7 protein-coding genes and 1 pseudogene are annotated in these 6,590 nt (G+C 67.1%); 5 read left to right on the forward strand and 3 right to left on the reverse strand.

Features of this window, described 5'->3' with window-relative positions; all coding sequences use genetic code 11:
• Positions 1 to 390 (forward strand): annotated as a pseudogene (locus Q0379_RS20300) (porphobilinogen synthase); the annotation flags it as partial.
• Between the two features lie 10 nt (positions 391 to 400).
• The gene (locus Q0379_RS20305) at positions 401 to 796 is read left to right on the forward strand and encodes an NUDIX domain-containing protein (protein ID WP_299015994.1); all 396 of its coding nucleotides are present in this window, start codon (positions 401 to 403) and stop codon (positions 794 to 796) included.
• Between the two features lie 177 nt (positions 797 to 973).
• Here Q0379_RS20305 and Q0379_RS20310 read toward each other — a convergent pair whose 3' ends face one another.
• The gene (locus Q0379_RS20310) at positions 974 to 1,600 is read right to left on the reverse strand and encodes a TetR/AcrR family transcriptional regulator (RefSeq protein ID WP_299015996.1); all 627 of its coding nucleotides are present in this window, start codon (positions 1,598 to 1,600) and stop codon (positions 974 to 976) included.
• Positions 1,601 to 1,655: 55 nt separating this feature from the next.
• Here Q0379_RS20310 and Q0379_RS20315 point away from each other — a divergent pair, with 55 nt between their 5' ends.
• From Q0379_RS20315 to Q0379_RS20325, 3 genes are all read left to right on the forward strand, one after another.
• On the forward strand, positions 1,656 to 2,498 hold the full coding sequence (locus Q0379_RS20315; protein ID WP_299015999.1) for a metal-dependent hydrolase: 843 nt from the start codon (positions 1,656 to 1,658) through the stop codon (positions 2,496 to 2,498).
• 117 nt (positions 2,499 to 2,615) lie between these two features.
• Complete coding sequence (locus Q0379_RS20320) at positions 2,616 to 3,593, forward strand: c-type cytochrome (protein WP_299016002.1); 978 nt, start codon at positions 2,616 to 2,618, stop codon at positions 3,591 to 3,593.
• 45 nt (positions 3,594 to 3,638) lie between these two features.
• Positions 3,639 to 3,965: a GIY-YIG nuclease family protein gene (locus Q0379_RS20325; protein ID WP_299016005.1), complete on the forward strand. Its 327-nt coding sequence runs from the start codon at positions 3,639 to 3,641 to the stop codon at positions 3,963 to 3,965.
• Between the two features lie 62 nt (positions 3,966 to 4,027).
• On the opposite strand, the gene glyS is transcribed toward Q0379_RS20325, so the two are convergent.
• The gene (glyS, locus tag Q0379_RS20330; protein WP_299016008.1) at positions 4,028 to 6,088 is read right to left on the reverse strand and encodes a glycine--tRNA ligase subunit beta; all 2,061 of its coding nucleotides are present in this window, start codon (positions 6,086 to 6,088) and stop codon (positions 4,028 to 4,030) included.
• A 6-nt stretch (positions 6,089 to 6,094) separates the two neighbouring features.
• Positions 6,095 to 6,590 (reverse strand): glycine--tRNA ligase subunit alpha (locus Q0379_RS20335; RefSeq protein WP_299016012.1); only part of this gene is annotated, 496 nt, incomplete at its 5' end.

Here is a 6,590-nt window from a genome sequence, read left to right on the forward strand (position 1 = left end):
GCCTTCTACGGCCCGTACCGCGACGCCATCGGCTCGGCCAAGCTGTCCGCCGGCCAGGGCGACAAGAAAACCTATCAGATGGACCCGGCCAACACCGAGGAAGCCATCCGCGAGGTCGCGCTGGACATCGCCGAGGGCGCGGACATGGTCATGGTCAAGCCGGGCATGCCCTATCTCGACATCGTCCGCCGCATCGTCGACGAGTTCCGCATGCCGACCTACGCCTTCCAGGTGTCGGGCGAGTACGCGATGATCATGGCGGCCGCCCAGAACGGCTGGATCGACAAGGACCGCGCGATCCTCGAAAGCCTGACCGCCTTCAAGCGCGCCGGCGCGGCCGGGATCATCACCTATTTCGCGCCGTGGGCCGCCGAGAAGCTGGGCGCTTAAGGCTCAAGGCATGAGCCGAACACTCGATATCGTCACCGCCGTGATCCGCGACGCGGCGGGCCGGATGCTGCTGGTCCGCAAGCGCGGGACCACGACCTTCATGAAGCCCGGCGGCAAGCGCGACGCGGGCGAGGACGACCTGACCACCCTGGCCCGCGAACTCGAGGAAGAGTTGGGCTGTCGGCTGGTTTCCGCCGACCTGCTGGGCCATTTCAGCGCCCCGGCCGCCAACGAGGCCGGTTTCACGGTCCAGTCGGCGACCTATCTGGCTGTGGTCGAGGGCGCGATCGCTCCCCGCGCCGAGATCGAGGAGATCGTCTGGATCGATCCGGCGGCGCCGGGCGACCTGCGTCTGGCGCCGCTGCTGACGCGACAGGTGTTGCCCGCCTTGGCGAACACCCGATAACCGCCTTCCTGGGCCTTGTGCCCAGGACCCATGCCGGCGGCGATCTGTGATCTAGAAAAGGAAGCAGGGCTTAGCGACCCGGAACACCGATCAAACTCAGCGACGTCGGAACGATGGGTCCTGGGCACAAGGCCCAGGAAGGCGTGGTTTGCGCGCCGCCTGAATGTCGATCCGGCCCTACTCCCTCGCCCCCAGGGCGCTGATACGCCCCTGCACCATCTCCAGCGCCAGCTCCCGCGCCCGCTCGGGAGGGCGACCGAGCAGCTCCGAAAGCGTCGGCCCGAACAGCCCGACGCCGACGGCGAGGATGATGTTCAGCAGGATGAAGTCCACGATCGCGTCCCGGTCGACGCCGACCTCCTGAGCGACCCGCGTCTGGACAATCTCGTCCACGACCTCGCGAACCAGGGTCATCCGCCGCCCCTCGCCGGTCAGCTCCAGCCAGGCGGCAAGACGCGCCGCCCCCTTGGTCTCGAACGCCTCGAACAGGGCCTGCGCCCCGAACCCCGGGGCCGCGCCGCCGCTGTTGAACCCCGTGATCACCTTGTCAGCCAGCTGGCGGATCATCCGCTCCATCAGCGCCGTCTCGACGCCGGCGATCGAGCCGAAGTGGTGGATGACATTGGCGTGGACCACGCCGGCGGCCTTGGCGACGTCGGCCAGCTTCAGCGCCTGGGGGCCGTGCTCGACCAGGATGGCCTCGGCGGCGGCCAGGATGTTCTCGCGCGCGGCCTCGGGCGAGCGGCGGACTCGGGTCGGACGGGGCGCGGACGCTTCTATTGACATTTTTGTCAGTATAACCAACTCTGAGGATCTAAGGCCGATGTCCAAGCCCTAAACCGGCGGAGCCCAGAACGCCATGACGCACGCGAAGCACACGCCCGACGATCTCCATGTCGCCCCGCGCGACATCCGTTTCTCCCTCGACAGCGCCCGGAAAGGCCATTGGCTGGGCGGCGATCCGGTCGGGACGGCGGTGTTTAACGCCCTGTCCCTGACCTTCCCCGACGGCGAGCGAATGTTCATGGACGCGGTGAAGGCCTATCGCGACCGCCTGACCGGCAAGCTGGCCGAGGACGCCCGGGGCTTCATGATCCAGGAGGCGATCCACTCCCGCGAGCACCACCAGCTGAACAGCCTGATCGACCGCGACCGCTATCCGGTGGCCGAGATCGAGGAGACGATCCGCGGCCGCGTGAAAATGGCCCGCGAGCGCGGCCCGATGGCCATGCTGATCTCGACGATCGCCCTGGAGCACTTCACGGCGATGATGGCCGAGATGCACGCCCGCCATCGCGACCTCTTCGAGACCACCGATCCCGAGATCGAGAAGCTGTGGCGCTGGCACGCCATGGAAGAGACCGAGCACAAGGCGGTCGCCTATGACGTCTTCCTGGAGGTCACCAAGGACTGGTCGCCATGGAAACGCTATTTCGTTCGCTGCCGCGCCATGGCGCTGGTGACCTTGATGTTCACCCGCAACATCACCCGCTACGCCGCGCGCCTGCTGGAGACGGACGGCTATACGCCCGAAGCGGCGCTGAAGGCGGTGAAGCGCTATGTCTGGCGCGAGCCGGGGATCTTCAGCCGCGGCGCCAAGACCTATTTCGCCTGGTACCGCCCGGGATTCCACCCGTGGGACCAGGACGACAGGGCCCAGTTCGCCGACTGGAAGGCCGAATTCGACGCGGCCGCCGCCTGAGGCTTGCCCCGCGAACAAGCGTTCGCTAGGGCTTCGCGCCGCCGACCTCAACTCGCTCTGGCTTGAGGGTCGGCGCCAGAGCGCGTCTTAGCCGCTCGTCATGCCGGGGGCTTGCAGATGCGTTTGGGCGCGGTGTCGTCGACGATGATCCTGGGCGGCGCCGTGCTGTGCCTCGCCGCCTGCCAGCCCAAGCCGACGGCCACGCCAGGCGCTCTGCTCGGCTGGGCCTATCCCCAAGGCGTGAAGAGCCATCTGCCGCCCTATCCGGCCGGCCTTCAACAGATCCCCGGCAGCGCGGTCACTTACACCGGCGAGGCGCTGAACAAGGGCGCTGGTCCGCCCGACTGGTTTCCCGACAGCCATCCACCCGCGCCCGAGGTGGTCGCCCAGGGGCGCAAGGGACTGATGGCCTGCGCCGAGTGCCACCAGATCGGCGGCGGCGGCTCGCTGGGCTCGCCGAACCTGGCGGGATTGTCGGAGGACTACATCGTCCAGCAGGTGCGCGAATTCCGCGAGGGCCGGCGGACGTCGTGGAAAGCCAACTGGCCCACGAACCAGGACATGATCAAGGTCGCCAAGACCGTCACCGACGAGGAGCTGGCGGCGGCCGCGGCCTATTACGCCGCCCTGCCCTACAAGCCCCGCGTTCGCGTGGTGGAGGGCGAGACCGCGCCGGCGACCAAGCCGAACTACTACGGCTGGCTGGACCTCGACCCCGGCAAGCCGCCCCAGCCCTTGAACGGCCAGGTGATCGAGGTCGCCGAGGACTGGCCGCGCATGCTGCTGGCCGATCCGAACGCGGTGATCGTGGTCCACGCGCCGGTCGGCGCGACGGCGCGGGGGCAGGCTCTGGCGGAAAGCGGTGGCGGAAACGGCCAGGCTTGCGCGGCCTGTCACGGCCCGGGCCTGAAGGGCTCCCCGGTCGCGCCGCCGCTGGCGGGACGGTCGGCGGCGTACTTGGCGCGGCAACTGCTGGACATCAAGACCGGTGCGCGGAACGGGCCAATGGTGAGCCAGATGCAGGGGCCGGCGCGCGGGTTGAATGACGAGGAGATCCGGGATCTGGCGGTCTATGCGGCGTCGTTGAAGCCGTAACAATTCAAGGTTGAGACCGTCGCCGCTGGTCGCCATGCTGCGATCATGGTCCCGCGTGACGCATCCATAGCCGTCTACATCATGACGAACAGGCCCTACGGCACGCTCGACATCGGCGTGACCAGCCTATTCGAGGCGCGCCTCGTTCAGCATCGGGAGAAGCAGATCAAGGGCTTCACCCAGAAGCACGGGCTGACGCGACTCGTCTGGTACGAGACCCACGACGAAATGACGTCAGCCATCCATCGCGAGAAACGGCTGAAGGAATGGCCGAGGCAATGGAAGATCAACCTGATCGAGCGGGACAATCCTCGGTGGGATGATCTCTACGACCAGGCGATGAACTGGACGCCGGTAACGCGCCAAATTTGAAAGTAACCGTCATCCCGCGCATAAAGCGCGGGATGACGGGTGTTTGTATGGAGCTGAGCGCCCTACCCCGCGATCAGACCAAAATCCGCCACCTGCCCCATGGCGTCGCGCACCGCCGCCAACGTCCGCAGGCGGTTGTCGCGGTGTTCGGGCTCGTTGACGAAGACGCCGTCCAGATAGGCGTCCACCGGACCGCGCAGTTCGGCCAGTTGGGTCATGGCGCCGGTGAAGTCTTCCTTCGCCAGCGCTTCCTTCAGCGGTTTGTCCAGCATGCGCAGGGCGTTGTAGAGCCCGACCTCGGCGGCGCTGTCGGCGGTCGGCTCGGCGGGCGCGCCGGTCGGCAGCGGGCCCTTCTTCTCCTCGGCCTTGAGGATGTTGGAGGCGCGCTTGTAGCCGGCCAGCAGGTTCTTGCCGTCGTCGGTCTTCAGGAAGCCGTCCAGGGCCTCGACCCGCGCGACGAGATCATCGAGGAAGATGTGCGTCGTCTTCACTTTGATAAAGGCCGCATCGATCAGATCGTGACGCTGCCCTTGATCACGCAGCAAAACGCGCAGACGATCTTCAATGAAGGCTCCAAGCGCCTCCATCTTCTCGACAACATCGAGATAGCTGCCACCAGTTAGGCGTTGGGCGTGCTCATTAGCGACGTGGACCAGATTGATCTGCGCCTTCGAAGCGAGGACGATTCGGATGACACCCAGCGCCGCGCGACGCAGCGCATAGGGATCCTTCGAGCCAGTCGGCTTCTCGTCGATCGCGAAGAACCCGACCAGCGTGTCCAGCTTGTCGGCCAGCGCCACGGCGATCGCCAGCGGCGACGTCGGGACGGCGTCCGAGGGGCCTTGCGGCTTGTAGTGGTCCTGGATCGCGGCGGCGATCTCGGGGTCGAGGCCGGCCTCGCGGGCGTAGTAGCCGCCCATCAGGCCCTGCAGTTCCGGGAACTCGCCGACCATGCCGGAGGCCAGGTCAGCCTTGGCCAGGCGCGCGGCTTCCTTGGCCTTGGCGACGTCCGCGCCGACCAGCGGGGCGATCTCGCCGGCCAGGGCGAAGATGCGCTCGACGCGCTGGGCCATGGTCCCGAGCTTGGCGTGGAAGGTCACGCCATCCAGCTTCTTGAGCCAGGCGTCGAAATTGCCGGCCTTGCGGTCCTCGTCCCAGAAGAAGCGGGCGTCGGACAGGCGCGCCGACAGCACCTTGGCGTTGCCGACGGCGATGACCTTGCCGCCGTCGGCGGCTTCGATGTTGGCGATGGTGATGAAGTGCGGGGCCAAGCCCGGCTCGCCCGGCTTCTTGACCGCGAAGTACTTCTGGTGCGTGCGCATCGAGGTGCGGATCACCTCCGGCGGCAAATCCAGGAACGACGGATCCATGTCGCCCAGCACCGGCGTCGGCCACTCGGCCAGGCCCGCGACTTCGTCCAGCAGGCCCTGGTCCTCGACCAGCTCCAGATGACGGGCGAAGCACAGGGTCTTGCAGCCTTCCAGGATGCGCTGCTTGCGCTCCTCGACGTCCAGCACGACGAAGTGCTTCTCGAGGCCCGCGACATACTCGTCGAAGTCCTTGGCGACGAACGGTTTCGCATCGCCCATGAAGCGGTGGCCTTCGGTGACGTCGCCGCTTTCGATGCCCTCGATCGAGAACGGCACGACCTCGCGATCCAGCACGCACAGGATGCGCTTCAGCGGCCGCACCCAGCGCAGCTTCTTGTAGCCCCAGATCATCGACTTGGGCCACGGGAAGCCCCGGACGATAGCCTCGACCATCTCGGCGACGATCTCGGCCGTGGGGCGGCCCTTCTTTTCGATGAAGGCCATGTAGACGCCGTCGCGCTCGACCAGCTGGTCTTGCGTCAGGCCGGTCTTGCGCAGGAAGCCTTCCATGGCCTGCGGCGGCGCGCCGACGCGGGGCCCTTTGAGCTCTTCCTTGCGGTCGGCCTGGGACAGCGGCAGGCCCTCGGCGACCAGGGTCAGGCGGCGCGGGCCGGCGAAAGTGGTCAGGGCCTCGGGCAGGAAACCCGCAGCGGCCAGGTGCTCGCGCGCCATGCGCTCCAGGTCCTTGGCGGCCTGGGCCTGCATGCGGGCGGGGATCTCTTCCGAGAACAGTTCGAGGAGAAGTTGGGGCATCGTGACTTACGCGGCTTCCTGCTGATCGACCCAGGCTTGGGCGCACAGCTTGCAGAGGTCGCGGATGCGGCCGATGTAGCTGGCGCGCTCGGCGACGGCGATCGCGCCCCGGGCGTTCATCAGGTTGAAGAGGTGGCTGGCCTTGAGGACCAGGTCGTAGGCGGGCAGCACCAGGGCCTTGCCCTGATAGGACTGGGCCAGGATGCGGGGCACCTGGGTCTCCATGTCCTCGAACTGACGCTTCAGGGTCTCGACGTCATAGACGTTGAAGTTGGCTTCCGACTGCTGGCGCTCGTTCTCCAGGAACACGTCGCCATAGGTCGTGGCGCCCAGCGGCGAGTCCGGGTCATTGAACGGCAGGTCGTACACGTTGTCGACGCCGAACACGTACATGGCCAGGCGCTCCAGGCCGTAGGTCAGCTCGCCCGCGACGGGCGAGACGTCCAGGCCGCCGACCTGCTGGAAGTAGGTGTACTGGCTGACTTCCATGCCATCGCACCAG

Source organism: uncultured Caulobacter sp., from assembly GCF_937900395.1.
Lineage (GTDB): Bacteria > Pseudomonadota > Alphaproteobacteria > Caulobacterales > Caulobacteraceae > Caulobacter.

Coding starts and splice junctions, on each gene's coding strand:
- Q0379_RS20305 (WP_299015994.1), top strand. CDS start 401: ATGAGCCGAACACTCGATATCGTCACCGCCGTGATCCGCGACGCGGCG.
- Q0379_RS20315 (WP_299015999.1), top strand. CDS start 1,656: ATGACGCACGCGAAGCACACGCCCGACGATCTCCATGTCGCCCCGCGC.
- Q0379_RS20320 (WP_299016002.1), top strand. CDS start 2,616: ATGCGTTTGGGCGCGGTGTCGTCGACGATGATCCTGGGCGGCGCCGTG.
- Q0379_RS20325 (WP_299016005.1), top strand. CDS start 3,639: ATGGTCCCGCGTGACGCATCCATAGCCGTCTACATCATGACGAACAGG.
- glyS (WP_299016008.1), bottom strand. CDS start 6,088: ATGCCCCAACTTCTCCTCGAACTGTTCTCGGAAGAGATCCCCGCCCGC.